The following is a 25,270-nucleotide window of genomic DNA, read 5'->3' as shown; positions in this document are numbered from 1 at the left end:
CCAAAATAACGAAAAATTGACATAAAAAAGCATTATGATATAATAATAAATACAAATTAGTATGAAATTACAGATGATATTTTGGAGGAATTACATGAAATATAAGATTAGCGAACTAGCTAAATTGTTAAATGTGTCGACCAATACAGTTAGGAGATATGAGGGGTATGGTCACATTAAATCAGAACGAGATGAAAATAATACATATAGATATTACAATAAAGGTGATCTCACTAGATTAATGACTGTGAGAGCATTAAGGAAATATGGGTTCACGCATACAGATATTATAAAGATGAAAGATTATAGTATTGAAAAATTAATTCAACAATATCATATACAAGATGAATATATGGAAAACGAAATCGCTAATTTAACAAAGCTAAGGCATCGATTAAGGGATGACCTGATTCTTTTGGAAAAAACAAATAGTATATATAAAAATCTTTACATTAGAGATTGTATTGCATATTCCTATGTATTATATCAAAGTGGCGAAAAGTTATTGCTGGAAGAAAATCGTATAAAAAAGATTCATGAATATTTATATTTGGCACCAAAAGTACAGATGATATATATCATTAGAAAAGAAGATATTGAATGCGATGAAATATCTATTCATATGGGATGGGCTATCAAGGTTTCAGATTTAAAGGAGTTTGACATTGTCGAAAATGAATACACAGAACGATATAATACAAGAAAAACTCTCATGAGTTTGGAAAAATTACCTGTAAATATTGATAAAATTAATAAGACCACCCATAAGCAAAGGAAAGATATATTTCAAGAACCGCTTACCTATATGAGAGAACATAATCTTAGAATAGATGGGGATTTATTAGGTGTTAAAATAGCTACTATTGTTGAAAATAATCAAGAATTAGAATATATCTTGTTCAATATTCCAATCGCTAATAATGAGATTGAGTCATAAAAAGTTTGTATTTGGTAATGTATTCTTTCGTAGAGCAATGAAAGGTGGACATAAAGCATGATACAGATAACTTTGCGATACGTTGGATAGCTTACATAAATCAGTAACTGTAATTTTTCGATCTATGTGATCTTCGATGTAATTTAAGTACAACATCATAAGATATCTTCGACATGAACGCATTCTTAAAAGATGGTGAGTATGAAGCGAGCGTTGCAGGCCAGGAAGGTACTATGACAGTGAAAGTTACGATTACAGCTAGTAAGATTGCAAATGTTGAAATCTTAGAGCAGCATGAAAAAGAATCCATCTCAAAAGGTGCCTTAGAAAGCATTCCAAAGGCGATCGTGGATGAAAATTCTGTAAATATAGACGCATACTCTAGTGCAACAATAACTTCCAACATTATTAAAGAAGCAGTTGGCATGCTTAGAGCAGGCATAGAATTAAATAGATTGATAGGTTGTTAGCAAAGATATAGGAAAAGAAGAAGCAGATAAAATGCGTGCGTTTTGTCTGCTTCTTCTTTAATTCATGACAAGAAAAGGTTCGCAAAGAGTACTTTTTCTTGTTTATGGCAAGGAAAGGTTTGTGAAGGAAGTTTTTTCTAGTTGTAAAAATAATTTTTTGAATATTACAATAATGTAAGTTTTGTGTAAGATGAATCGATGGATGATAAAAAACCACCATGCTATAATTTCATTATGAAATGAGAGGTGGATTATATGAAGAAGAAATTTATCTGGATAATAAATTTAATCATACTCTGTATCTTTATATTAGGCCTTACGAAAGTTATGCCAATTATATCAAGTGGATATAAAATGTATCAAAATGCAGTAAAAGAGAATAGCGTGGAAAGCGTTGTTGATAAAATAAAAGAAAAAGAAGGTTATTTTACTCTTGATACAATTCCCAAAGACTATATTGAGGAGTTGCTACAATCAGAGGATAAACGATTTTACTATCATTTTGGATTGGACCCAATAGCCACTACAAGAGCGATGTATAACAATATTAAGGCAGGTTCTTATGTACAAGGGGGTAGCACTATCACCCAACAGCTTGCAAAAAATATGTACTTTTCTTTTGAAAAGAAGTTAGATAGAAAAGTAGCGGAGGTGTTTGTTGCCTTTGAATTAGAGAGAAATTATTCCAAAGATGATATTTTGGAGCTTTATCTTAATGTTATTTATTTTGGAGAAGGTTGCTATGGGGTGAAAGAAGCAGCGAACCATTATTATGGAGTTGAACCTCAGTATTTAAATGAAGAACAGATTGGGGAGCTGGTATTTACGATTAAGAGCCCGAATAATTATAATCCGAATGTTTATGGAGGGGAAGGGGTATAAGAGCTATGTATTAGATAAGGAATGAAGAAGTGGAGATGGAATTATTATAGATAAAAAAGCAGTCTCAGGTGAGGCTGCTTTTTGAGGTGTGCCCGCATGTGCGAGTTCCTAAGAGTGAAAGTCCTACTTTAAAAGAACTTGAGAAAAAAACATAGCTAGTAGAATATTGACTACAAATTATTTGACATGAGCCAAAAGCTTTAAGAAAGTTAGCAGAATTTTAAAATAGAGAATTACGAATGTTTTATGTTAAGAGAGATGAACCGGATTTTCATACAAAAGGGTATATTAACAAGTTAAAAAATTTTTTACTGGAAATAGTACGACTTTTCCTACATCTTGCAATACCAGTAGGATAATTTCCTTATACAGTAATTCCACACTATTATGCAAAAGAATCTGGTACTATAAACGGAGCAATCTGACACCATATCGGAAAAAGTTCTATACCAAGGTGTATCGTCTGAGGATTGTTGAACAGAAGAAATTTTATGTGAATTCTGCAAAATAAGCGGAGGAACTGAAGTGGTTTCATTTGTTGCCTGACGAATATCTTCTGATCGTGAATAATAAACATCAATGATTTTGGTGATCTGATTGATTATAAGATAAGGTAGGATGAGTGTCATAATGAAATTGATAAAAGGAGCATAAGAATTATATAATGACAAAAGCAAAGCGTAGTACCTGTAATACGGAAGACGACTGGAGCTATTTCAGAACTAGCACCTGGGAGTACAGGAAGTACTGCGGCAGTTCAAGGATGAGAAGCAGAAGACTAAGTACAATCAGGAGCTGGCAGTAATTGCGATGAAAGAAAATCTGTCCACGGCAATATATGTGGTTTCAGTAGAAGAGCCTTACTAATTAAAGTGCCGGTTATTTTGAAGTAGTGATAACAGGGCCTACAGCGGCTGATTATGAGAAATATGATTGTGCTGAGGCTGACGCATATTGTTGGAGAAAATCATTTACTGGAATCTGTGTTGAAGATATTGAACGAGAAGATACTGATAATTATATAGTGGTAGGCTCTGAAGTGGGCGTTTATAATAAATTTGAATAAGAATCTGCTTGGGATAATGATCAAGGGATGATTGTGGTTGGAGCTGAAGCGGAAGAAAGAGAAGTAGAGATTTTTATGAAAATTATGGACAAGAATATGAGTTTGACGGTCTGATGGATGAAGCTGAAATGATATTCAAAGCAGCAAGACGAGATGGAATTCATGAGGCAGCAGAACGGATAACATAGGTAACGAAAATGCTCTTTGATTCATATGAGAATAAGCCATTTGAAGAGAAGATTGCGTTGTTTGATTTTAGAATGGATAATACTAATTATAATCTGAGCATTATTACGTTTGTTTGGAGTAATGATGGATATTGAAGAGATGATGAATGATTAGTAGCAGACTTATGAAGAGAAGATTATTCAGAGACAGAGGAGAGGAACGGAAAGGATAGGCAGATTGACAGAGGTAGAGAAAGTTAACTTCCTATGCTTATATGTGGAAACCCAGTATGATGAGTGATGCTAGAACTTGAATTTCACTTTACGTTTATTTTAGGTTTATTAAATTTGTAAAAACCAATAAATCATATTAAACCATATTTAAATAATTAAAAAGTTGTTATTAATAATAGTTTGAGATATAATAATCGATGGAGCTATTATGCATAAGTCCAGGTCATGGAGGAATAAAAATGTCTGAAATCAATGAAAAATGGTCTAGCTTGGAAGAAACAGCAGAGTATCTTGGTGTTACAAAAGATACAATAAGAAGTTGGATCAAAAAATCTGCTATACCTGCTCATAAAGCAGGAAGATTATGGAAATTTAAATTTTCTGAAATTGATGAGTGGGTTAAGAGCGGAAAAAGTGCATTATAATAACAGAAAGAGGATTATTATGAATAACAACATATTTACTTGCTTGGATTTATTTTCAGGAGCAGGAGGCTTATCAAGAGGCTTTTATGACGCTGGGTATAATGTCGTACTAGGCGTTGATTTTGATGAAGCAGCACTAAAAACATTTAAGGAAAATCATGGTTCAGCAGAAGCTATGAAGTTAGATTTGTTTGACCATAAAAATATAGATGTAATCATAGAATTTTTGAATAAGAAAAACATAATACTAGATGTTTTAGTAGGTGGACCACCTTGTCAAGGCTTTTCAATTGCCGGTCCAAGGGATATGAACGACAAAAGAAATAGTCTTTATTTGGCAATGGTAGAATTAGCAGACAGAGTTAAACCACAGGCAGTAGTACTGGAAAATGTTCCAGGAATGTTACAAACTAATGGAGGAATAGGAGCTAAAAGAATTGTTGAAGATTTTGCTAAGATTGGGTATAAAATGACACCTAAACTTTTGTATGCACCAGATTATGGAATTCCTCAAATTCGAAAAAGAGTATTTTTTGTTGGATTAAGAGAATCAGAAGAAAATTTTGAATTTCCAGAGGCTGTTGTAGATAAAAATAATTATGTTACATGTGAAGATGCTATTAGTGATTTACCAGCATTACAAAATTCTGAAGGTGAAATAATATACGGTGATGAGATTCAACAATATGCCACTTTACCAGTCTCAGAATATCAAAAAAGAATGCGTTGTAATTCAAAGAATGTGTATAACCACATAGGAAGCATCCCAATAGAAAAAACAAAAAAAATGATATCGCTAGTCCCAGAAGGAAAAAATTATAAAGCACTTCCAGAAGAATATAGAGGATTATATAAATACCATGAAGCTTTAACAAGATATAGTAGTAAAAAGCCTTCACTTACTATAAACACAGGTCATCGTTCTCATTTTCATTATAAATATAATAGGATACCAACTGTTCGTGAAAGTGCACGACTTCAAAGTTTTTCTGATGATTTTATTTTCTATGGAAATAAATCGCAGCAGTATAAACAAGTGGGAAATGCAGTGCCACCAATGCTAGGACAGGTAGTCGCAACAAAACTAAAAGAATATTTACGAGGTAGATAATATGGCGCAAAAGTATAAGATGATAGATTTGTTTGCTGGATGTGGAGGATTAACAGAAGGATTTATGCAAACAAAGAAATATCGTGAAGTGGCAGCAGTTGAGTGGCTAATACCTCAAGTAAATACCCTTCGTAATCGTATGAAAACCAAATGGGGAGAAATAGATGCTGACCAGCGAATAATGCATTTTGATATTCAACGGGAAGATGAATTATACTCTGGATGGGAAGATGATGAGTTCGGAAAGGGTAAGGGATTAGATTATTTTGTAAATAAAGAAAATGGGATAGATATTATAATTGGTGGTCCACCATGTCAAGCCTATTCCGTAGCGGGTAGAGTAAGAGATGAGAATGGTATGAAGGATGATTATAGAAATTATCTTTTTGAGCATTATTTGAATGTAGTAAATAGATATAGACCTAAACTGTTTGTTTTTGAAAATGTGCCTGGAATATTAAGTGCGGCTCCTGATGGAACACCAATAACTGAATTGATAAAAAAAGGGTTTGACGGTATTGGATATGCAATAGTTGATGATCTCAAGGGAGCACTAGTAAATGCAAGTGATTATGGAGTTCCACAGAACAGAAACAGGGTAGTGATAGTTGGCTTAGATAAAAGAACTTTTGTTGACTGTGATAAAAAATTAGATCATTTCTATAAAGAACTGCTCCCTAAGTATAAAATTAGGAAAAGGAAAACGGTTCGAGAGACTATCGGCGATTTGCCGAAATGTATGCCAATATTTGATGAAGAAAGTCACAAAAAAAGAATATCACATACCACTCCTGAATGTGATATTTCATGGCATTGTCCAAGATATAGTAATTTAAGGGATATGGATACTTTTCGAATTTTGGAGGAAGATATTGAATCAGGATTAAGAGTATATAATAGCAAAAAAATAAGCGAGTTATATGAAAAGAAAGTTGGATCAAAATCGCCAATTCATAGATATCACGTATTGGAGCCTGATGAACCGAGTACGACAATTATTGCTCATTTGTATAAGGATGGAAATAGATTTATTCATTATGATCCAGAGCAGCAGAGAACAATTACGGTTAGAGAAGCAGCTAGATTACAGTCATTTCCTGATGATTTTGAATTCGTTGGAAGTAGAGGGCATGCATATCAGATGATTGGAAATGCTGTGCCACCAGAGCTTGCATATAAAGTAGCGGAGGCAGTTTATGAACTACTAGAGGAGGTATAGAATGTTTCATTATTTATTTACTAATGATTTGAGAATATCTAATTTGGAAACATTTTTACGAGAGGCTGGAAGATGTTTCGCAAATGATTGTGTACCAAGTGCCTCTTACGATAAAAATGCAAACAATAACATGAACACTTTGGGGTTTTATTTTAATCTTACAATAAATAGTAATTGTGCTAAAGAATGCGAAAGTGGCAATATTAGAAGAGTAGTACTAAATTTTATCAAGAAATTTCAGTTTCCAAATCCTAGAACATCCGAATCACTTAATCAAGCAGTTGAGGATGGAATAACAATTGCTCCAATGAGAGTTATATTGCAATTATTATATATACTAAATATGGTTGATCCAACAAATGCCTATCTTACAAATGAAGAAATAGCAGAGTATATTTTCTTTAATGAAAAAATTGCAAAAAAAATTGAGCCAAATATGATTAGCCTAGTGGATGCTATCGTGGAAGATAGAACAAGTGGAAAAATAGTTGAATTTTTGTCAGATGAAGAACTTGAGCAAAAAGGATATTATTGGAAACAATGTAAAAGGCAAGTGCGAGAAATGGTAAAAGTATTGTGTTGGTCTGGTTGTGTTAAAGAAAATGATAATGGTTCAATTGCAATTCACCATGAGAGTTTGACAAGAGATAATGAAGCAGATTTATTTGAAATTTTGACTTATAAGGGAAGATGGATTCCAGATATTAATTTAAGTTTCAATGAGAATAAACGAACATATCAAACATACATGGATATCGATCAGGAGTATTCCTTTAGCACAATTGTTGCTAATGATGAATATCAGAGAGCTGCAAAAATAATTAAAGACCATATCCTTGAAAGTGGATTTACATTTGAAGAAAGTGAAGACGAAATTAAACAATTTTATAATGAGTTTAGATCAAGATTTTCAATAGAAAAACTGATGACAATACCAGATTTTGAATTGCTTACTAAACTTTTTTATTCATCTGACAGTACGAATGACAGCCTATGCTATTGGCTTGAATTCAATCAACAATCTAGATTGTTTGGAGGTGGTATTGCTGGAGGCTCAGCATATAAGTTTGGACTATTCCAACGGAAAGAAGATGGTATCTGGATTAGTGGTAGCCCAACAAAGCCTGAGGAGTTATCGAATGAAAAAGCACTAGAAATAGGAAAGACAATTCGAGATGCTTTAATAAAAGGAGCTGAATTTATTGGAGCTTCATCATTGGACAGCCTTACTGATTACGAAAAATTGGATGAAGTGTTAAACAGAGAGATCGGGAAATATGCCACAATGGGATGGGTACATAAATATTTTTGCCTTCTTTATCCAGACAAGCTTTCTGCATATCACTCTCAAGATTGGCAGAAACATATATTATATGGATTAAAGGTTAAGCCAAGTGAATGTTATTATGGAAAAAGCGGTCAGATTTCAATGATCAGAAGAATAGCAAATCTTGAGTACCGTCATTTCTTTGAAGCTTATTATGATAAATTTGGAGGTCTAAAGAAATTTTGTAGACTTAGCACATCGGATCGCGAATTAAATTATGCACAGGAATGGAGAAAGAATGGTCTAATTGCAATTGGTTGGGATTCAGTAGGTGATCTCAATGAGTTTGTCATTGGAAATGATGTAAATAGAAAGGCTATTAGTGAACGCTTGCAAGGGTTATATTATACAGATAATCCTCAGTTGGCTTCACGAAAAGCTGGAGAATTAGTTACATTTTTTAAAAGTAATCCAGGCACAGTATTCGTTGCAATGGATGGAGATACTCCGGTGGCTTTGGTGGATGGAATTGGACCGTATTATTTTGATGCAGACAAAGCAATGTCACACCGTAAGGTTGGGATATGGCATAACTGTTTTGGCGCAGAAGAAAAAATGCCAAATAAGTCAGCAGGTCATATGACTTCCTGTTATGAGTTAAATGATGATGAAAATTTATTGTATCTGTATGATAAATATTATTATGATCTCACAGACAGAGAGGAAGAAGGGAGTGTCGAAGAAATGGAAGAATTCATCCCACTTGTGTATAACACAAGTCTTAATACAAAATACGAGCGAAATAGAATTGTGTTTGGCGCACCGGGAACAGGTAAGAGTTTTACATTAAAAGAGGATTCCAAAGAACTTTTAGAAGGTACGCAAGGAACTTTAGAACGTGTAACTTTTCATCCGGATTATACATATTCGCAGTTTGTTGGTACATATAAACCGGTCTCGGATGCAAATGGAGATATTCGATATAAGTTTGTTCCGGGACCATTTATGAGGGTATATGTCGATGCCGTGCGAAGTGGGAGAACAGATAATCCACAACCACATTTGTTATTAGTAGAAGAAATAAATCGAGCTAAGGTAGCTGCTGTATTTGGGGATATTTTTCAGCTTTTGGATCGTGACGGAGATGGGGTTAGTGAATACGAAATTCAAACAACAGAAGATATCCGTAAATATTTAGCAGAAGTACTTGGTGGCAATTCAGATAATTATAAGATGATTCAAATTCCGAATAATATGTTTATTTGGGCAACTATGAATAGTGCTGATCAAGGCGTATATCCAATGGATACAGCATTTAAGAGAAGATGGCATTTTCAGTATATTGGTATTGATGATTCGGACGATAAAGTTAAGGACTATATTATTCCGGTTGGATTAGGAGATTCCAGAAAATATATTTATTGGAATCAACTGCGAAAATCCATTAATGAGATTCTTACGGATGAATGTAAGATTAATGAAGATAAGCTTCTGGGACCATTCTTTTTGTCAAAAGATTTGTTGGAAAATGCTTTAAATAATCAAGATTCAGAAAATTTATTCATAAAAGCATTTGAAGGTAAGCTGATTATGTATCTCTTTGAAGATGTTATGAAAATGAAACCTCAGATGATTTTCAAGGGTCATGCAAATAAAAATGGAAAAATGATTTTTTCGGAAATCTGTAGAGCCTTTGAAGAAGATGGCGAAAGGATTTTTGATATAGATTTACCTGAGGCTAAATCAAATAATGCAGAAGAGTAAAGAGGTGATACCACATGGCGAAAGGTTTCTTTCGTGAATTAAAACATTATACATTACATTCGATTTCCAAAGAGCTTGGCGAAAATATTGAAGAAACTAGACGCCTTGTTGGAATATTGAAAAAATATGGTGTAGTTAAAGCAGTTAAAAAATCTAAACCTGAATTTGAAGATTTATCTAATCTTGATATTGTGTTAACAGATGTTACGGAAAATGCAACTGAAGTTGAATATGTTTTTGATTATGTTGGAGTGGTTCTTTTAGAAGGTCATGTATTTAAGTGTTATCCAAAATATATTTTATCAACAAAAGAGCCTATTCATGAATTGAAAAAAGTTCTTCGGGTTATTAAAAAATACAATTCCAATGAACAATTAGTGCATCTTTATAACGGAGAAGATGATAATAAAATTTTCAACCGATTAGCCGTTTCTTTGCATCTATTAGAAGAATATTTTATGTATGGAATATACACAAACCAACATGAAATTATTGAAACTAATGGAGATGGCGAAATACTCTGGAACAGGACAATCGATGAGACTTTTGCGGTGATACAGAATAATAGACCGTATTATGTTGAACTTCAAACGCAGAATGTAGTTGATAACGATATGGATTTTTTTAAACAGCTACATGAGTGTGTGTTAACACAGTGTAGCGCAGAACTAAAAAATACGGGGTTATTGCAGCTTTTCGATATTGCAGGCGTGGAACTTACTGATTGTCCTTTGGTGGATTTTGTTGATGTAGATTATATCTTATACCGATTACAACGTGAGATTCAGGTTCAATATGTTACACGAAAGCAAAATTTATTAAAGACATTATATACATACATTGCAAATGACAAAACGGATCGAGATGACATAAGTTTTAGCTTATATGGAACGAACAATTTTAATTTGGTATGGGAAAAAGTATGCGCGGATAATTTTGGAAGTGTTTTGGACGAGAAAATTCGGAAACTTCCGTTAGGGGTTTCGCCGGAGTATGAATTAAAAAAGAATGACACTTTAAGAAGTATTATAGATAGGCCGGTATGGCATAGGAAAAATCCACTGGTATCTGATAGCAATGTAGATACATTAAGACCGGATCTTATTTGTATATATCCGTGTAACGAGCATATGGATTATTGTTTTGGGATATATGATGCTAAATATTATAGAATAGACTTTGTTCCCCAATCAGCTGGGTGGAAAGTGACTGGTCAGCCAGGTGTAGGAGATATAACAAAACAATATCTATATCAGCTAGCATACGATGATTTTATTACGAAGCAGGGATACAAGTATGTTCAGAACATGTTCTTCTGTCCACAGGAAGAAGCCGAACCAGATTATGGTTACGTAGAAATGAAAATGCTCCATACTTTGGGAGATAAGAACCTTGAAAACATTGCTGTTGTAAAGTTGTCTGCCGATGAAATGTATGATATTTATCTTGCAAATAGAAAAATTGAAAATGTATCAAAATACATTCCTCAAGTTGGACAAAAGAAAGTTTTAAGCCAAAATTTCACAAATAGAATGATGACTTATTTAAAGCGAATAAATCAATTCAGCCGTGTGGCAGAAGAAAAACTTGAAATGAAAGAAGACCGCGGCAAACTTATCTATCCTAAACAGATAAAAAGAGAAATAGGTGCAAAAATTATTTACGATGTGATTTGTCCTGTAGCAATTGAAAACTTTTATGGATTTGATCCATATGAAAAATTTAATGGAATTATGGCTGCTGAGGAAATTGACAACTCTTATTCTAGATGTGATCAGATAGCGGATCTAGCTTTGAAAATAGAAAGTGCAATTAAAGAATTATCAGAGCAAGAGTTAAGAGATGACACTGTTGTAAAAGTGGTTTTGGAAAAATGCTTTAAAGGTATAGGAAGCATTAATTTTATGGCGGAAGGTAATAGCATAGATAAGTTGACAGGTAAGATAATGGAACTAGTTCGTGAAGTGTTCTTGTAAAGTAAAGGAGATTTTGATTGGAAGAAAAAGATATTTTAAAAGACTAATTAAAGATGATACATTATTCAATATGAACTCAAAGGTACTATATTCTTACAAACAATAAGGAGCATATAGGTGCATACATTGAATATCAAGACATTGAAGAAATTGAAAATGTTCAATGACTTCTAGCTGACATTGAAGTTGTAGAAAAATTAAAAAAGAACTACCGTAATCATAACTAAGAAAAAATATTTTATAAGCTCAGTTTGAATCCACCGCCCTCCATTAACAAAAACTAATGCAAGGGCGGTTTTTCCATCTTCCCATCACTCCTCAAATAGTATAAAATAACCTTATCTACATAAGATTGGAGAAGCCAGCATGAGTACCTATTACATAAATAAAAATACAAAGATTGATACCAGTAATTTAGAAAACAACATGCTTACAACACCAGTAAAACTTGCAATCAAACGATTCTATCGTGACATGGAACATACTCTTTGTAATTCCAGTGAACTCGGAATGAATCTCGTTCTATCTACGGAAGAAGGGGAGGCGGAGAGTTTTCAAATCTATGGTGAACTAGATAACTCGATTATGGTAAAGGCATCAGATGCGCTAGGTTTTATCTACGCTCTAAACTACATAAGTGAGAATGCACTTGGTGTAACACCTTTTTGGTTCTGGAACGATCAAGTATTTACGAAGAAATCATCCGCAACTGTATTAACAGATCGAGAAAAAATTACCTCTAAGAAAGCAAAAGTTAAATATCGTGGCTGGTTTATTAACGACGAGGTCTTACTCTCCACATGGAAGGTAGAAGGAAGTCTTTCCTATGCATGGGAGATGGCGATGGAAGCGTTGCTACGCTTGGGCGGTAATATGGTAATACCGGGTACGGATTCCAACTCAAAGACCTATCGTAAACTTGCATCCGATATGGGATTATGGATTACACATCACCATGCAGAACCTTTGGGCGCAGAGATGTTTGCAAGAGCATATCCACATCGAAATCCTTCTTATGATGAGCATCCGGATTTATTTCAAAAGCTTTGGAGAGATGGTATCGAGGGGCAGCTAGAGGATAAGGTTATCTGGAATCTTGGTTTTCGTGGGCAAGGAGATCTTCCCTTCTGGAAAAATGATCCTAAGTATGCGACACCTAAGCAAAGAGGAGAATTAATTAGTTCCTTAATAAAGTTACAATATCAGATGGTTTGTGAAAGAGTTAAGGATCCAGTATGTTGTACAAACCTCTACGGTGAAATTATGGAGTTATATCAAGAGGGTATGTTAGACTTACCGGAAGGTATTATTAAGGTGTGGGCGGATAATGGTTACGGGAAGATGGTCTCAAGAAGACAGGGGAATAACAATCCTAGGGTGTGTTCTTTACCAAGTAAGGATAAGAAGGAGTCGGAAGGCTTTACTCATGGAATCTACTATCATGTTTCCTTCTATGATTTACAAGCTGCAAATCACATGACAATGTTTCCGAATTCTATGGAATTTGTTGGGAACGAGTTAGAGAATGCATTTCACTCGGGTGTAAATGAGTTTCTCATCGTGAATTGTTCTAATATCAAACCACACGTTTATCCACTGGACTGTATTAGTAAGCTTTGGATGGATGGTGTAATCGATGCGAAGGAACATAGAATTCAGTATGTAAATAGATATTATGGTACCCACGTGGAAGAAATTGCAGAGTGCTTTTCGGAATACGCAGAATGTATGGTACCTTTTGGTGAACAGGAGGATGAGCATGCAGGAGAACAGTTCTATAACTATACAGTCAGACAATTTGCGCATCATATAATGAAAGGCGAAATGATTTCAAGTGAAAGGATTTCTAGCGAAAAAATATCGCCTGTAAAAGGGCTACTTTGGTTAAATCTTGGAGATGAGAAGACACTTACAATCTCAAATCAAGTCTCCTGGTTTCAATCTCGAATGCAAGAAGCGAAGAGTAAATTTCAGAGACTATTTGCTAAATGTGAAGCAATAGTAAATGACTTATCATTAATAGGTATTAACAAGAATCAGCCTTCTGAATCAGAGATATCATCAGATGTATCGGAGGATAATGCAATCGAGACATTTAGCAGAGATAACTCAGCAGAAACATTAGTACTGGATAGCATCTGGCTACAAGTAAAGTTTCATTTGTTATGTATAGAGGGTTCTATTTCCTTTTGTGATGGGTTTCATTGTTATGAAAAAGGAGAGCTAAAAGAGGCATTTTTTCACATGGGATTGGCAGCGGAGAAATTTCAAAGTGCAAATGATAATCTTCGAGCAAGAGAGCATGGAAAATGGAACGGGTTTTATGCAAATGACTGTCTTTGCGATGTAAAGCAAACAGCGTATGTGCTTCGGCATGTGATGGGTTATCTAAGAAATCTTGGGGATGGTCCACATTTTTATAAGTGGCAACGTGAAGTTTTGTATAAGGAAGAGGATCGTAGAGTTGTGTTAATTACGAATATGGAAAATCATCTAACAGACGAAGAATTATTTGATTGTATGAAAGATAAGATTGGAAAGAAAAATGGTAGGAACAGAGGGTGTTATACAGAAGGCATTAAACAGTGGGGAATGAATAGAAGATAATAAGCAAAAGATAATAAACAGAAGATAATAAATAGAAGATAATAAACACAGAGATTATTAACCAGAAGTTTATAAAGCCCCTTTAGATGTTTACTAATAAAAACATAAAGGATTAAAAGGCCCAGATAGAAATAATTCTATTTGGGCTCTTTGCATAACGTAAATGTAAATTCTATTTCTACATCGAGATAGTATTCTTATTCTTACTATTTGTAGAAACATCAACGCTATCAAGCAATTCTAAGGCATCACCATCTGTAATTAAAACAAGAACCAAATAAGTAACTATAAAAAATGCTCCGAAGCTACCAAAGGAAAAGTCCCGAAGAAGAGTAGAGTTTTCTTTATGTTGCAGCACATAAGATAAGTTATAAAAAAAGTTCATAATTAAGGAAAAGCTAAGGAAAGCATAAAGATATATGCCGTTGGACACCCATAGATAGATGCATGGAATAAAGGCTACTAAAAGGGCACCGCATGATAATATCATAGCGTTACGTTTTGCGACAACTTTCATATGAAGAACCAATAATACTGTACATAATAATAGAAAGATACCTAATGAAATCAGAAATTCCAGTAGGGATAACTTATGTTCTTCGAGGTATAGATAACATCCGACAGAAACTCCGCTTATCAGATTTGTTAAAACAATACTAACAAAGTAAAAGTTATTATGGCGACCTTTCTTACCCAAAAGATGAAAAAGTGCAGCGATAAATAAACACGAGAGAGCACCAATTAACAGATAAGGAATAGACGAACTTAAGCAGATTGTAAGGAAACAACTTAGGCTAAATAAAAGATAGGAAGCAATTGATAGGATAAACAGTTTCTTTTGATTCTTCATAGTTCTAACCCCTTTTAAAAAATTATTGTTTAGTAAAATCATTTAATATGCTCACTGGTCTTTTCTGTTGGTTTTATTCTTTTTCCACAGTATGGACAATAAACTTCACTTAAAAGAGTCCTATAAAGGAAACGTCCGCAATAAGGACAACAATTATAATAAAGGCCCGCTATTGCATAACCTACTAACAATAGAGGCCCAATGATCATAGCAATGAAACCTAGAGAAATATTCTTTGATATAAGTACATATCCTAGTAATTCAGAAACAAAAACAAGGATAATAAGACTTGGTAGTATTTTACGATACTTCCAATTTGTTTTTAGTTTCTGGTTTTCTTCTTCTAATATTTCATATTCTGGTCTAGGACGTCTTGTTGCGCGTCCGCCACAAGGACATATTGAAGTTGCACTCTTTAAAGAGCGTCCACAAGTTAAGCATACATATTTTGTCTTATTCGTATTATCCTCCATGGTTCTCCTCCAATTATGTTTAACTACAATGATAACAATTGCGGTAAAAGCGTAAACAAACTTACTCCTTAGCTAGAATGGTAAATGTAATAGCCACTTTCTCATTTTTATTATAGATTATTTTGCTTTTCCTATAGTATATCTGTTATAATATGGATAATCAAGGAAAAGATTTACGTAATGCGAATGTATTAGAAATAATTAATTTAAAAATATTAACCCACAAAATTAATATCGAGCTGAATAGGTAGATAACAACAGATGTTCTTAGGAGGATTGTTATAGGTACTGAAAGCCAAAGTCAAAAAAGAACCAACCCATAGGTGAGGAGGAGATAACTATAAGTAACCTACAAAAGTTATATCAGTCAAGAAAAATATATGATTTAGAGGGAACAGAAAAGCTTTTTGTTGCGGCCATAAGAGATAATTTGGCGTTTCATAATCAGCACTGTAAACGCTATGCGCAGATATTAATAAAACAGGGAATAGCGTATGCGGATATTCAATCCATAGAGGACTTACATAGAATACCGCCTCTTCCTACGTTATATTATAAAAAGCAAAAGATAGCTTCCCTACCTTGTAAGAAGATGGTGATAAAAGCAACTTCCTCAGGAACAAGCGGGTCGAAAAGTCAGATCGGATATGATGCAAAAGGGTTATATTTCGGAGCACATATGGTGTATCGAATTGCCAAGTACCATAAGCTCTTATCCTCGAAACCGACGAATTATATCATTCTTGGATATCAGCCAAACAAAGAAAATCAAGCAGTAACAGCAAAGACTGCGCTTGGGGCAACTTATTTAGCACCGGCGAAGGAAAGAGTCTATGCGCTACAATATGTGAATGGTAATTATGAGCTTAATATAAAAGGTATGATGAAAGCGTTAGTTAAGTTTAGTAAACAGTCAAATCCTGTTCGTATCCTAGGCTTTCCTGCTTATGCTCTATTCTTAGCAAATGAATTAGAGAAACGAAAGAGACGAATCATATTACCGAAAGGCTCCAAAGTAATTCTTGGAGGAGGATGGAAACAGTTTTATTCTGAGCGAGTAGAAAAGGATGTCCTTTATCAAAAACTTTTTTTAACGCTTGGTATAGAAGAAGAGAATATTCGTGAGTTTTATGGAGCGGTAGAGCACCCGATGTTATACTGTGACTGTAAAAATCATCATTTTCATGTACCAATCTATAGTCGTGTTATTGTAAGAGATGTTGACACCTTGTTACCTGTGGCAAATGGGAAGGTGGGAATTCTAAATTTTCTTACGCCTTTAATGGAAAGTATGCCTTTAACGAGTGTAATGACAGATGATTTAGGTGTGTTGTATGATGGGGCTGAATGCGGTTGTGGAAATTTAGCACCTTACTTTGAAGTTATTGGCAGAGCTGGGCTTCGTGACATCCATACCTGTACGCAAGGAGCAGAAGAACTGCTAGGAGGTAGGAAAAAATGATACTATATGGTGGTGAATTACTAGAGTCTAGTCAGACAAAACAAGCATTGAAAGACTTATATCCTAAAATTCTCTCAACGCTAAAGCGAGGACTCTTACCTTCTAAAGTAGTAATTATGGCTTGCCATCAGTTGTCAAAGCGTATTATTTCTGGGGATTATCAAGAACTACTGGGAGAGTTTTTAACGGAGGAACAGATTGCAAAGGCTGCGCAAATGTTATCGGCAGAGTGTTTAGTTAGTAAAATTAGAATAGAGCTTGGAGCAGCCGTCGGGGAATGTCTTCCAGAGACATCCCATCAGATCATGCCCTTGGGGGTATTGTTTCATATCGCTGCTGGCAATATGGAGGGGTTGCCTGCTTATAGTGTAATAGAGGGACTTCTAGCAGGGAATATCAATATCGTTAAATTACCTGCAGCTGATTCAGGACTGACCGTTAGGTTATTGCAAGAGTTAATTCGTGTAGAACCAAAGATCAAAGATTATATCTATGTATTTGATACTCCGTCAAGTCATTTAGAAGAGTTAAAAATGATGGCGAAGATGGCAAATGGCATTGTTGTCTGGGGTGGAGATGAAACTATAAAGTCAGTAAGAAACTTAGCTTCTGTTGATACCAGATTGATTGAATGGGGACATAGAAAGAGCTTTACTTATCTAACAAAGGAAGCAATTACAGATCAGGTCTTAATGGAGCTTGCAACTCATATAGTAACTACAAAGCAATTACTTTGCAGTTCTTGTCAGGGAATTTATCTTGATACGGATGTGATAGAGGAATTGGAAAGCTTTTGTGAGCGATTTTTACCAATCCTAGAAAATGCTGTAGCAAAAGAAGAACCTCCTGCAATAGGAACGAGAGCACAGATTTCAATTTTACTGTATCATGAGGAATTAACTGAGACAAAAGGGAAATTATACAGAGGAAAACATTGTAGTTTAAAAGCGTTACCAGATGCAGAACTAACCTCATCCTATACCCATGCAAATATGTGGGTTAGAGGGCTTAAGAGAACTGACATCATAGAGAAATTGCACAAGAACAAAGGGTACTTACAGACAGTTGGTTTGGTTTGTCAGGAGAAAGAATGGAATGAATTATCGAATTATTTTTTCCTGGCAGGAGCGACCAAAGTCACAGTTCCTAAATACATGTCCTATATGGATGTACTTGAAACTCACGATGGAGAATATCCACTAAGAAGGTACGTAAGAATTGTGAATGGAAGAGTTTTATCTTAATCTTCGATATGGGAAAGGATACAAATCACATTTCTTCTCTGTTTAGTGAAGCATAGGAAGCGTACTTTTCCTTATTCAGAATGTTTTAGTAAGGAGGATTTACGATGAGTTCGTTTCAGGATTTACGAATTGTGGACAATTTTTACCAAACGTCAGCATTTTTTCCAATGCCGACCGTTTTAGTAAGTACTTTAGCGGAAGATGGGAAAACATCCATTGGAGCATACTCTCTATGTTTTCCATACTATATCGCTGGAAGAGAGTATTATGCGATGCTCTTAGAGTGTAGGAATTCTTCAAATACAGCTCAAAATATCTTAAGAAATGGGACATGTGCTTTGAATTTTATTGAAGATAGCATAGAAGATTTTAGAGAAGCTGTTAGATTAGGATTCCCAGGTGAAACTGCTACAGAAAAGATGGCAGACTGCAAGTTTTCCCTTGAAGAAGGTCTTACAGGGGAAGGTGAAACCAAACGTCCTCTTGTCATTTCAAAGGCATATCAGGTGTTTGAGTGTACTTGGCTTTCTGATTTAGAAGGCGCAAGGGAAGATTGCAAAAAGGTTGGACAGTTAGAGGGAGTTGATCCTCCTTATCGGAATTTTAATGGGATAACAAGTAAATTTGGAGCGCATTTTATCCTGAGAATTGATAAAATCCTGATGAAGCAAAAACAATATGATGCAATTATTGATGGGGTAAAAGCATCTGCATTTCCAAAAGTTCCGGTAGATTATGGATATCGTGATTCTACGAATTTTTGGTATACAAAGTTTCGCCGTCCGAAGGCAGTAAAGATTCCTGCTGGAAAAGAAGCGGATATAACTTCTGTTATATATGCAGCAAATCGCATGGATGCGGAGATAAAGTTTACTAAAGAAGCGTGTCAGAAGTTAGTAAGAGTACCACGTATATTTTTAAAATCAGCGTTACAAGGTTGTATTGATTGGGCGAAAGAAAATGGTGTGACTTTGATTACAGAAGAGCATATGATGATGATTAGTGATAAGAGATCGAAGGAGAAGAAATAATTAAGGAAATATTATAGATTACTAATGATTTTCTTTAGAAAATTAAACGTATGGGTGCTATCATAACTGTGCACTTTTCCTTTCGTAATTTCATTTCCTAATATCAAGCTAACATGTTTTTAATTTGGCTCTGTCACAACATATGGTTGAAAATGAAATTAAATTAGCAGGGCATAAAATGCTCTGCTAATTTAATTTCTTTATTACGTATTATATCAAGATTGAGAACTTCAATCATTAATAAGTTTTCGTTCTAACACATAGTAAGAATGATATTTTGTTCCATCTCCGCCAATTAGAACGTTATCTGTTGATATAAAACCACAATTTCTTAATGCCTGTATACGTTCAATTGCAGTTGAGATTGCTTTTGTTGCAATTTTATCGCAATAAAAAAGCTCATATGTATCAGAAATGATAAGATTAAGAATATCTTCAATGATAGATTCTTTCTCATAATCACTTGCTAAATCCAAGCGGAGTAATCCCGTATTGGTAAAATAGTCGTTTGCATCTCGATGGAAGAGTTCTATTGTACCAATTGCTTTATTCGTACTTTTATCAATAATACTCCATCTGACAAAATATTTTTCTTGATAGGAGTACAGCCAAAACTCAATCGCTTTCTCCATTTTTTCCATAGTATCATAATAGAAGGTATCTCCGTGACAGTTATCGCTGTTGAAAAAAGGAAGCGATTTTTTATCTGAATAAACCTTAAGTAAACTATCAATATCAGAATTTGATACCATTCTTAATAAAAAATTTTCATTTTCAAATTTGGGTACATTCTCATAAACATTAAGCATATCTTTTTCTCCTTTCATTATCTTTTTCAACGAAATCTCAGTTTACTTTGATTATCCTTGGTATAATGCTGATTCTGATTTGATTTTATCACCATATCTGCAAACGGAGAAGCGGCATAGCCAAAGCTATACCGTTACCCACAAACAATCTATTACAAGTAGTATCATTTCTTTGGTTTTCCTTGAAATCTCTTTTTAATAACGGCACTAACAACCTTATAAACAGGGTGCTCAAAACGTCTTGTAACATTTTTAAGTTGCTTACGGATTTCAATTGTTTGTGGACAGTGAGTTTCACATTTTCCACATTGTACACAAAGCGAAGCATTACTTTTTTTATCTCGCATGGTGGTACACATTATATATTCTTTGAAAGCTTTTTTATAGCTTTCTGCGTAACTTACATTATAACAACGAAAGACACCAGGTATATCGACTCCCTTTGGACAAGGTAAGCAATAGCCGCAACCAGTACAAGGAACTTTGATTTTATCATTCAGTGCTTTCTTTACCTGATCATAAAGGTGCATTTCCTTTTCTCCAAGTTCGCCAACAGAAGAGCTAGAAGCAATTCGAATATTTTCCTTTAACATTTCCATAGAATTCATTCCAGATAATACAACACTGACTTCCGCCTGATTCCATAGCCAACGAAGTGCCCATTCGGCAGGGCTGCGTTTTGGATCTGCTTTTGCAAATAAGTCCAGAGCCTTCTTTGGCAGATTGTTAACAAGGCGACCTCCACGAAGGGGTTCCATAATAATGACAGGGATGTTTTTACTTGCCGCTTTTTTTAGTCCTGCAACACCGGCTTGACTATGTTCATCCATATAATTATACTGTATCTGACAGAAGTCCCATGGATATGCATCAAGTAATTCTTGAAATGCTGTGGTATTTCCATGATAAGAAAACCCAATCCGCTTAATAATACCTGCCTGTTTCTTCGACTCTAGCCAGTCTAGAATCCCTAGTTCTATAAGGCGGTTCCATACATTAACGTCAGGAAGCATATGCATCAAGTAATAATCGATATAATTAGTTTTTAGACGCTTTAACTGTTCATCAAAAAAGCGGTCGATATCGCCAGACTTTTTAATCAGATAATGTGGTAACTTTGTAGCTATCATTACTTTTTCACGACAGTTATGTTTTTGGAATATTGTCCCGAGAGCTTCTTCACTGCCAGAGTAAATATAAGCGGTATCAAAGTAATTAATACCATGTTCAATTGCATATAGTATTTCTCGTTCCGTTTCCTCCATATCGATGGCTTTTCCCTTTTTAGGGAAACGTAAGCAACCAAAGCCTAAGATAGAGAGGGAATCGGTCTGATTTGGATTTCTGTAATTCATAGTGACCTCCCCATTTGGTAAGTATCGTACCTAACTTGGTAACGTATTCTTGCCGATAATTTTAACATAGGAAGGAAGACAGTACAAGCGATTTGAGGAGATCAAAGAAAGGAGAGCCGTAGAGGATTCTAAAAAATTATTTATTAATAATAAAATATTTAAGAATCATGCTTTCCTCCTTGTTACTCTTTAGTAACAAAAGGGTAGGATTAATAAGGCAGCATAAAGAAAACTACGGATAGGAAGTATATGAATATAACTATTTTTAATGAAGGTAGAGATGAAAGAAGAAAACCAGAGGTATTAGAGGTATATCCTAATGGTATAGGCGGAGTTCTTCGAGATATTGTGCTAGAGATGGAGGAGACCAATCTACTTACCATAGGTTGTTTATATGATGAGGAATGTGGTTTGACAGAAGATATTCTAGAAAAGACAGATGTCCTCATCTACTGGTCACATGGGGGAAATCATGAGTTTCCAGATGAGATAGCAAAACGAGTACAAAACCATGTACTTCGTGGGATGGGATTTATAGTACTTCATTCCGCAATTGGTTGTAAAGCTTTCACCTCTTTGATGGGAACCACCTGTACGTTCCGTTATCATCATGATGATAAAGAACATGTGATTTGTTGTAATCCGACTCACCCGATTGCGCAAGGAGTAGATGACAGATTTGTATTAGAAGTAGAAGAAACTTATGGTGAATTTATGGATATTCCAAAGCCAGATGATATCATCTTCATAGGTTGGTTTAGTAGCGGTGAAGTATGTCGTAGCGGATGTACGTTTACTAGAGGAAATGGGAAGATATTTTTCTTCCAACCAGGACATGAAACCAATCCTTCCTTTTACCACCCTCAAGTTAGAAAAATCATTCAGAATGCTTGTCACTGGGCAACACCAACCAGAAAACTACCTAAGGTATCTGAGTATGTCGCACTGTAAATAAAGTGTGAACTATGAAAACTAGTATAAGTAAATTAATAGTGTGAAAAAAGGTATCGTGATTGTCTTTAAACTAATCAAGGTACCTTTTTCAGATTTAAATATTATTTTTTATGAAGTTTAACCATAGGTTTTATTATTTCTTTATTTTGCGACTACACCTATTTTAATTCTGACAAGGAAAAGCTCGAGGAGATTTCCAATCTTATTTAGAATGTGATACAGTATGCTTTCTAAAAGATAGGATCTACAGCATGATGTCTAAATTAAATAGGATCTACAGCATTCTGTCTAAATAAGATATGAGATACAGCATGCCGTCTAATCTCTTTAAAACATCCCAAACATCCAAGACATCCAAGATATCCAAAACACCCAAGATATCCAAAACACCCAAGATATCCAAAACACCCCAAAAAACCAAAACATTATTGCTGATAAACAATTTGTTATGTAAGAATAAAGAAATGGAAACACTTTAATATAAAAATACAAAATTCCAAAACTATAAAAATAAGCCTGCAACACAAGTTGCAAGCTTTTAATATCCTAGTCAGAATTTGCAGTATGTAATTTAATCAAATAAAACTTAAGCAATTTCTGATTTTTAGCTATACTACATTATCTATCTTACCACATCTTAAATTATAAGTCTAGTATTATTTTTTTTTTCTGATAGAATTTTGTACAGAAAGGAAATCAGTGTACAAAATATTCGAAAAACGTTGCGTTTGAGTTGTAGATGGATGAAGAAACAGGGCTGTTACAGTACTATTTTGTACAGCCCCATGCGCAAAACCCGTGCGCAGAATGGAGGAATGATGGAGATAGATTGTTATAGCAGAGAGTATGAAGAGCATCATTTAAAAGAATGTGTGAACGTAATCGAACAAAATATTGAGAAATATGCAAATCAAGAAGCGATTCTTGCTGGTGATATCAAAGAGATGTATGATCATTACCATGATGATAGTCCAGAGATTTATACGGAATTATCGAATACAATGACCATGCATGGAAGTATAAAGAGAGCACTGAATAAAAATCGAAAGGCACTTCAGAAGCCTTATTTTGGTCGAATTGATTATCTGGATCATGAAGATAACAAAAAGAGCTCCTTATATTTAGGAAAACACGGTGTTATGAAAAGTTCTACGGAGATTGAAGTTGTCGACTGGAGAGCTCCGATTTCTAGTGTTTACTACGAAAGTGAGGTTGGTGAATGTAACTATAGAGTACCTGAAGGGGAGTACAGGGACATCACTCTAAATCTGAAGCGAACTTACGAGGTTGAAAAGGATAAGTTATTTGATTTCTATGACTCCGAAGTTGTTGCTAATGATGAGCTATTAACGAAGTATCTAGCAAAGAATAAAGAAGCAGTGTTAGGTGAAATTATTGCAACGATACAAAAGGAACAAAATGATATTATAAGACAATCCCCTTTTCATAATGTTGTTGTACAAGGAGTAGCAGGGAGTGGTAAGACTACGGTTGCGATGCATCGAATTTCCTATATTCTGTATAACTACCAGGAGAAGTTTCGACCAAAGGAGTTTTTTATTATAGGTAGTAACCGAATCTTACTGGATTATATCACAAGTGTATTACCTGACCTGGATGTTTATGGAATTAATCAGATGACGTTAGAACAGTTTTGTCTTCACTTATTAGAAGAAGAGATTATTAATGATAAGTATAAGGTTATATCACATAATCAAAAAAATAAAAAAGAATATAGAAAGTTTGCTGAAAGAAAAGGATCATTATCGTTTCTTAAGGAGTTAGATGCATATTTATGCCAGAGAGAGATTGACATGATTCCAAGAAAAACAGTGGTATATGGAGATGAAGTTCTTTTCTCGGAAGAAGCATTTGATGATTTCATGAAAAACAATAAAAGGTGGTCAACGCATGCGAAAATCACAATGTTAAATGAAAGAGCTCTTAATAAAATAAAGAACTACTTTACTGGTAGAGACTATGAGTATGAAAAAGAAGAAAGAAAAGCAGCTATCAAACAATTTAATAATTATTATGGGCCGAAGAAGTGGAAGTATTCGATTATCACACTCTATCAAGAATTTCTACAGTCGATGCTTTCAATAACCGAAGGAGAGGAACAACTTGGTATACAGGACTGTATCTTAAGCATTTCCAAAAAAGAAGTAGATGTTTATGATTTAGCTGCTCTTTTGTATATTAAGCGACGCATGGTACTCACAGAGGAGTTAGAAGATGCAAAGCATGTTGTAGTGGATGAAGCTCAGGACTATGGCTCTATGGTATTCGGAGTTTTACGATATGTGCTTCCACGCTGTACCTTTACTGTAATGGGTGATGTTTCTCAGAATATTAATTATGATTCTGGTATGAATGATTGGGAAGATTTAAAACAAGAGGTATTTAATAAGGAAAGAGATACCTTTGGTGTATTAGCGAAAAGTTATCGAAATACAATAGAGATCTCTAATTATGCGACCAGTATCTTATCTCATTGCACGTTTCCTACGTATCAAGTAGAGCCGATTATTCGACATGGAGCTACGGTTGCAAAGCATCAAGTAAGTAAGGAATCGGAGCTGGTATCAAGTGCAGTAAACATTATAAAGACTTGGCAGGAAAATGGGTACGATACCATTGCTGTTATCTGTAAGGATAGTGAAAGCACAGAAAAGGTAAGTAGACTACTCGGAAAGCACAGAAAAGTAATGGAAGGTAGCTTAGAAAACGCTGTATTTTCAAAAGGTATCATGGTACTTCCAATACAATTAACCAAAGGTTTGGAGTTCGATACGGTTCTGTTATGGAATCCAGATCAAAACAGCTATGAGAAGAATGATGCGAATGCAAAACTACTTTATGTAGCTGCAACAAGAGCTTTGCATGAGCTAACGATAGTTTATCAAAACAGACTATCGGAATTATTATAAGATAATACTTGAAAGCTTAGCAGTTGGTAAATAAGCT

Annotated in this window: 18 protein-coding genes; 14 read left to right on the top strand and 4 right to left on the bottom strand. The window is 34.6% G+C overall.

Features of this window, described 5'->3' with window-relative positions:
* Nucleotides 1-94 precede the first annotated feature (94 nt).
* The 9 genes from CC92_RS0115055 (at nt 95) to CC92_RS0114995 (ending at nt 14,125) form a co-directional block, all read left to right on the top strand.
* Entirely contained in the window at nt 95-937 is an 843-nt protein-coding gene (locus CC92_RS0115055) for a MerR family transcriptional regulator (RefSeq protein ID WP_029505124.1), read from the top strand.
* 173 nt (nt 938-1,110) lie between these two features.
* The gene (locus CC92_RS0115050) at nt 1,111-1,407 is read left to right on the top strand and encodes an FMN-binding protein (RefSeq protein ID WP_051650934.1); all 297 of its coding nucleotides are present in this window, start codon (nt 1,111-1,113) and stop codon (nt 1,405-1,407) included.
* A gap of 255 nt (nt 1,408-1,662) precedes the next feature.
* Entirely contained in the window at nt 1,663-2,289 is a 627-nt protein-coding gene (locus tag CC92_RS0115045; protein ID WP_029505122.1) for a biosynthetic peptidoglycan transglycosylase, read from the top strand.
* Nucleotides 2,290-3,995: 1,706 nt separating this feature from the next.
* Nucleotides 3,996-4,181 (top strand): helix-turn-helix domain-containing protein, encoded by a 186-nt coding sequence (locus CC92_RS0115020; RefSeq protein ID WP_029505121.1) that lies wholly within the window; start codon nt 3,996-3,998, stop codon nt 4,179-4,181.
* A 19-nt stretch (nt 4,182-4,200) separates the two neighbouring features.
* Complete coding sequence (locus CC92_RS0115015; RefSeq protein WP_029505120.1) at nt 4,201-5,292, top strand: DNA cytosine methyltransferase; 1,092 nt, start codon at nt 4,201-4,203, stop codon at nt 5,290-5,292.
* 1 nt (nt 5,293) lies between these two features.
* Nucleotides 5,294-6,511: a DNA cytosine methyltransferase gene (locus CC92_RS0115010; RefSeq protein ID WP_029505119.1), complete on the top strand. Its 1,218-nt coding sequence runs from the start codon at nt 5,294-5,296 to the stop codon at nt 6,509-6,511.
* Nucleotide 6,512: 1 nt separating this feature from the next.
* Nucleotides 6,513-9,542, top strand: a complete 3,030-nt coding sequence (locus tag CC92_RS21815) for an AAA family ATPase (protein ID WP_051650933.1) — start codon at nt 6,513-6,515, stop codon at nt 9,540-9,542.
* A 14-nt stretch (nt 9,543-9,556) separates the two neighbouring features.
* Entirely contained in the window at nt 9,557-11,518 is a 1,962-nt protein-coding gene (locus tag CC92_RS0115000; protein WP_051650932.1) for an LlaJI family restriction endonuclease, read from the top strand.
* Between the two features lie 366 nt (nt 11,519-11,884).
* A complete protein-coding gene (locus CC92_RS0114995) occupies nt 11,885-14,125 on the top strand; it encodes a glycosyl hydrolase 115 family protein (protein ID WP_051650931.1) in 2,241 nt (746 codons plus the stop codon).
* 178 nt (nt 14,126-14,303) lie between these two features.
* Here CC92_RS0114995 and CC92_RS0114990 read toward each other — a convergent pair whose 3' ends face one another.
* Nucleotides 14,304-14,975, bottom strand: a complete 672-nt coding sequence (locus tag CC92_RS0114990) for a hypothetical protein (RefSeq protein WP_029505115.1) — start codon at nt 14,973-14,975, stop codon at nt 14,304-14,306.
* A 38-nt stretch (nt 14,976-15,013) separates the two neighbouring features.
* Nucleotides 15,014-15,448, bottom strand: a complete 435-nt coding sequence (locus CC92_RS0114985; RefSeq protein WP_029505114.1) for a hypothetical protein — start codon at nt 15,446-15,448, stop codon at nt 15,014-15,016.
* A gap of 319 nt (nt 15,449-15,767) precedes the next feature.
* Between CC92_RS0114985 and CC92_RS0114980 the strand changes: the two genes are divergently transcribed.
* The 3 genes from CC92_RS0114980 to CC92_RS0114970 all read left to right on the top strand — a co-directional run bounded on the left by CC92_RS0114980 (nt 15,768) and on the right by CC92_RS0114970 (nt 19,185).
* Nucleotides 15,768-16,910, top strand: coding sequence for an acyl-protein synthetase (locus CC92_RS0114980; protein ID WP_051650930.1), 1,143 nt, complete (start codon nt 15,768-15,770; stop codon nt 16,908-16,910).
* A complete protein-coding gene (locus CC92_RS0114975) occupies nt 16,907-18,154 on the top strand; it encodes an acyl-CoA reductase (RefSeq protein ID WP_029505112.1) in 1,248 nt (415 codons plus the stop codon). Before CC92_RS0114980 ends, CC92_RS0114975 begins: the two co-directional genes overlap by 4 nt.
* Before the next feature lie 104 nt (nt 18,155-18,258).
* Nucleotides 18,259-19,185, top strand: coding sequence for a hypothetical protein (locus CC92_RS0114970; RefSeq protein WP_029505111.1), 927 nt, complete (start codon nt 18,259-18,261; stop codon nt 19,183-19,185).
* Nucleotides 19,186-19,415: 230 nt separating this feature from the next.
* Here the strand turns inward: CC92_RS0114970 and CC92_RS0114965 are convergent, their stop codons facing one another.
* Both CC92_RS0114965 and CC92_RS0114960 read right to left on the bottom strand, forming a co-directional pair.
* Nucleotides 19,416-19,994: a GNAT family N-acetyltransferase gene (locus CC92_RS0114965; RefSeq protein WP_029505110.1), complete on the bottom strand. Its 579-nt coding sequence runs from the start codon at nt 19,992-19,994 to the stop codon at nt 19,416-19,418.
* Nucleotides 19,995-20,158: 164 nt separating this feature from the next.
* On the bottom strand, nt 20,159-21,349 hold the full coding sequence (locus CC92_RS0114960) for an aldo/keto reductase (RefSeq protein ID WP_029505109.1): 1,191 nt from the start codon (nt 21,347-21,349) through the stop codon (nt 20,159-20,161).
* Between the two features lie 249 nt (nt 21,350-21,598).
* Between CC92_RS0114960 and CC92_RS0114955 the strand changes: the two genes are divergently transcribed.
* Together CC92_RS0114955 and CC92_RS0114950 are read left to right on the top strand one after the other, a co-directional pair.
* Nucleotides 21,599-22,300: a ThuA domain-containing protein gene (locus tag CC92_RS0114955; RefSeq protein ID WP_029505108.1), complete on the top strand. Its 702-nt coding sequence runs from the start codon at nt 21,599-21,601 to the stop codon at nt 22,298-22,300.
* Between the two features lie 821 nt (nt 22,301-23,121).
* Nucleotides 23,122-25,233 (top strand): HelD family protein, encoded by a 2,112-nt coding sequence (locus CC92_RS0114950; protein WP_051650929.1) that lies wholly within the window; start codon nt 23,122-23,124, stop codon nt 25,231-25,233.
* Nucleotides 25,234-25,270 lie beyond the last annotated feature (37 nt).

It is taken from the genome of Lachnoclostridium phytofermentans, from assembly GCF_000733755.1.
GTDB lineage: Bacteria > Bacillota > Clostridia > Lachnospirales > Lachnospiraceae > Lachnoclostridium > Lachnoclostridium phytofermentans_A.
Note: the sequence above shows the minus strand (reverse complement) of the source record. Positions and strands in the feature narration are given on the sequence as shown.

Coding starts and splice junctions, on each gene's coding strand:
- CC92_RS0114990 (WP_029505115.1), bottom strand. CDS start 14,975: ATGAAGAATCAAAAGAAACTGTTTATCCTATCAATTGCTTCCTATCTT.
- CC92_RS0115045 (WP_029505122.1), top strand. CDS start 1,663: ATGAAGAAGAAATTTATCTGGATAATAAATTTAATCATACTCTGTATC.
- CC92_RS0114965 (WP_029505110.1), bottom strand. CDS start 19,994: ATGCTTAATGTTTATGAGAATGTACCCAAATTTGAAAATGAAAATTTT.
- CC92_RS0114985 (WP_029505114.1), bottom strand. CDS start 15,448: ATGGAGGATAATACGAATAAGACAAAATATGTATGCTTAACTTGTGGA.
- CC92_RS21815 (WP_051650933.1), top strand. CDS start 6,513: ATGTTTCATTATTTATTTACTAATGATTTGAGAATATCTAATTTGGAA.
- CC92_RS0115050 (WP_051650934.1), top strand. CDS start 1,111: ATGAACGCATTCTTAAAAGATGGTGAGTATGAAGCGAGCGTTGCAGGC.
- CC92_RS0115015 (WP_029505120.1), top strand. CDS start 4,201: ATGAATAACAACATATTTACTTGCTTGGATTTATTTTCAGGAGCAGGA.
- CC92_RS0114995 (WP_051650931.1), top strand. CDS start 11,885: ATGAGTACCTATTACATAAATAAAAATACAAAGATTGATACCAGTAAT.
- CC92_RS0115000 (WP_051650932.1), top strand. CDS start 9,557: ATGGCGAAAGGTTTCTTTCGTGAATTAAAACATTATACATTACATTCG.
- CC92_RS0114950 (WP_051650929.1), top strand. CDS start 23,122: ATGGAGATAGATTGTTATAGCAGAGAGTATGAAGAGCATCATTTAAAA.
- CC92_RS0114960 (WP_029505109.1), bottom strand. CDS start 21,349: ATGAATTACAGAAATCCAAATCAGACCGATTCCCTCTCTATCTTAGGC.
- CC92_RS0115010 (WP_029505119.1), top strand. CDS start 5,294: ATGGCGCAAAAGTATAAGATGATAGATTTGTTTGCTGGATGTGGAGGA.
- CC92_RS0115055 (WP_029505124.1), top strand. CDS start 95: ATGAAATATAAGATTAGCGAACTAGCTAAATTGTTAAATGTGTCGACC.
- CC92_RS0114970 (WP_029505111.1), top strand. CDS start 18,259: ATGAGTTCGTTTCAGGATTTACGAATTGTGGACAATTTTTACCAAACG.
- CC92_RS0114955 (WP_029505108.1), top strand. CDS start 21,599: ATGAATATAACTATTTTTAATGAAGGTAGAGATGAAAGAAGAAAACCA.
- CC92_RS0115020 (WP_029505121.1), top strand. CDS start 3,996: ATGTCTGAAATCAATGAAAAATGGTCTAGCTTGGAAGAAACAGCAGAG.
- CC92_RS0114975 (WP_029505112.1), top strand. CDS start 16,907: ATGATACTATATGGTGGTGAATTACTAGAGTCTAGTCAGACAAAACAA.